Source organism: Nostoc favosum CHAB5714 (genome assembly GCF_020829495.1).
In the GTDB taxonomy this organism is placed as follows: domain Bacteria; phylum Cyanobacteriota; class Cyanobacteriia; order Cyanobacteriales; family Nostocaceae; genus Nostoc; species Nostoc favosum.
Genome location: NZ_JAIVFQ010000229.1, coordinates 1 through 2,947, shown reverse-complemented (window position 1 = coordinate 2,947; position 2,947 = coordinate 1). Strand labels below are relative to the sequence as shown.

The window sequence follows — 2,947 nt, the reverse complement described above, 5'->3', positions numbered from 1 at the left end:
GAGGCTCTCAAACAGGGTTTAAAAGATTTAGTCGAAGAAACTTCCAAATATAATAAAGAATAGTCAGTGGTTCGCGACAGACCATCGCGAACCACTTTTTCTTTTCCACATCCCGTGAAAAGTCAGAACCCCATTTGGGACAAAGTTGCAAAACGCTATCTAATTAAGCGTTATCATTCCCGAGTGGCGCTACGCTTACTCGACAAACTAAATCCGCTAATATTTTGGGAGTGGGTGAAACAGCATCCAGAGATTCCCATTATCTTATGCGAGGGTGAGAAGAAAGCCGCTTGCTTGCTGAGTCTGGGGTTTGTTGCGATCGCACTCCCTGGAATTTGGAACGGGCGCGTCGGCAAACAAGATTTTGATGAACGGTTGCATCCTGACTTAGTACCAATGGCTCAGGCGGGACGCAAGTTCATTATACTATTCGACTACGAAACCAAAGCCAACACCCGTTGGTCAGTTTTTCAAGCAACAATGCGGACTGGCAGAGCAATTGAATCGGCTGGGTGTGAATGTGTTGTTGCATTACTGCCAGGCCCAGAAAAGGGTGTTGATGATTTCGTGGTTGGTCGCGGCAAAGATGCTGATACCCTACTGACTGCAATCATAGATGATGCCAAATCACTTTTTGATTACCAACGTTCATATCGGGCTAAGAAATGGGGATTGAGCAAGTACCAGCCCGATGTCACAGTCAATGTGAAATATTTGACCCAAGCTCTGTTCATTCCTGACTTAGAGGAAAAATGCTCATCACAGCAACAACTTTATGATCTAGCACTTGAAAAATTGTTCACTCCAAATATTAGCCCTACGGGCTGGGTCAAGGTTAAAGGGTCAAGGGGAAATGTTGAGTTAATAGATTCTGACTCCCTTTCCCCCTTACCCCTTACCCCTTACCCAAAAAAGTCCTTCCGTTTTCCCGAACTCGGATTAGTCGTACTGTGGAGCGACATGGGCACTGGGAAAACCCAACTCATGCGCTGGTGGCGTGACCAAAACCCTGACGCGCGGTTCCTCAACAACGGGCATCGCGTTAATCTGCTCAAAAATCTTGCCCAACGACTCCAAACTGCCATGTACTCTGACTTGGGTTACACAGGTTTAGCCAAAGCCCAAGCTCTTAGTATTACTATTGACAGCTTGCATAAACTGAATACCCAGAGCAATAAGTACGGCTGCATCTTTATTGATGAAGCTTGCCAATACTTAGTTCATTTACTGCATAGTAATACTTGCAAGGAGCATCGCGCAGCCATACTCGAAGTCCTGGAATATATAGTATACAATGCGCCACTGGTTGTCATCGCCGATGCACACATGGATGATTTAACGGTGGACTTCTTTCGCTCCATGCGACCAGAGGGCGAAGTTCCTTACATCATTAAAAACGAATGGAGAAATGGAGATCGCACAATCTACTGGTACGAGGGGAATAATTCTTCTGCACTAGTTGCCCAAATCTCGGCAGCGTTGATGAGCGGACAGAAAATCATGGTGGTTTCTGACTCTAAGCGTTTTATTAAGAGACTTGAACAATCGCTGACTGTGCAAATATATGAAGAGTTGCCGGAGCCAGGCTACGGGGAAAAAGTCACACATTCTCAAAACAGCACTGACATTGGTATACATCCGCCAAAACTACGCATCTGGTCTGTTCACTCTGACAATTCAGGCAGTGATGAAAACGTCGCTTTCATCAAAGATATCACCAACGCCGTCAAAAACCTCGATGCTTTGTTCACCTCTCCCAGTCTAGGAACTGGTGTAGATATTTCGGAGTATCATTTTGATTTGGTGTTCGGTGTGTTTCATGGAGTTTCCCAAACTGCTACTGAATGCGCCCAGCAACTTTACCGCTATCGCCATAAAGTTCCCTTTCACGTTTGGGTAGCCCCGCGTCCTCCCTTTGGTTATGCCGAAACTAATGCTACCAAGATTAAAGAACGACTCCTGCAATCGAACGAAATGACGGCTTTTCTAATTCGCATTCACCGCCAAACGGGTAAGCGGGGAGCTGAAAAAGATTGGGCGCTAGAGGCTTATTGTCAGATTCTAGCTAACCGTAACTATTCTCTCAATAATCTGCGTGATGATTTGCGATCGCTCCTCACCGAAATGGGTAATACTTTTATCTCAGTGGGCAGTGACGATGATGACCAATCTACTGAACGGATGAAAAATGCGGCTGCGGCTTTGTCCACTGCCCATTATTCGGCTGTTGCCAAGGCGGGGGATATTACAGCGAGTGAGTATCGCGCCCGTAGGAGTAAAGATTACCTCACTCCCAAAGAAGTAAATGAGAACGAGAAATTTCGGATCTCTGACTCTTACGGCATCGACGTTACCCCGGAACTAGTCGAACTCGATAATGGCGGTCGATTAATCAAAGCCTTAGCTTCCCTTGAAGCCATTTTATCAAAGCCAGAGGGAGTAATTATTGATGATCTTCGGGGCAGAGAATACCCAGAACCTCCAAAACTTGTTACGGATAAAGATCGTGCTGAACGAGAAAAGCTTGCTCTCTGTATGGACTGGGGGAATTACTCGGCACGGTGGCTGGCACGGTTCAACTTGGGGTTACATCAGATCCTTGAGCGCCTAGTTGCCGGTGGCGAAGTTAATGCCAGCGACCCAGACTTAATAAATATGACGGCGATCGCTAAGAATTGTGCAGCTCACGTTAAAGCAATTCTTGGGTTTACTGTCCCCAGTGAGTGTAAACCCATTTGGTTGCTAGGCACTCTTATAGAACAGCTGGGGCTAAAGTTGACCTCCCGCAAACAGGGCAAGCGTGGTGAACAGGTGAAAATTTAAGTAGGTGGGTGGAAAAATTTATAAGTATGTAACAAAAATTTAACCTGAAGAATTGGAGTTGAATTTGATACGCTCCGTACTGTAGTTTCCTTTTTTTCCCCTAGCTTGAATACCATCAATTACA

The 2,947-nt window shown here is 45.7% G+C and carries 1 protein-coding gene; it reads left to right on the top strand.

From position 1 onward, the window contains the following. The first annotated feature begins 114 nt into the window (after positions 1-114). Entirely contained in the window at positions 115-2,823 is a 2,709-nt protein-coding gene (locus LC586_RS40140) for a plasmid replication protein, CyRepA1 family (RefSeq protein WP_229491328.1), read from the top strand. Positions 2,824-2,947 lie beyond the last annotated feature (124 nt).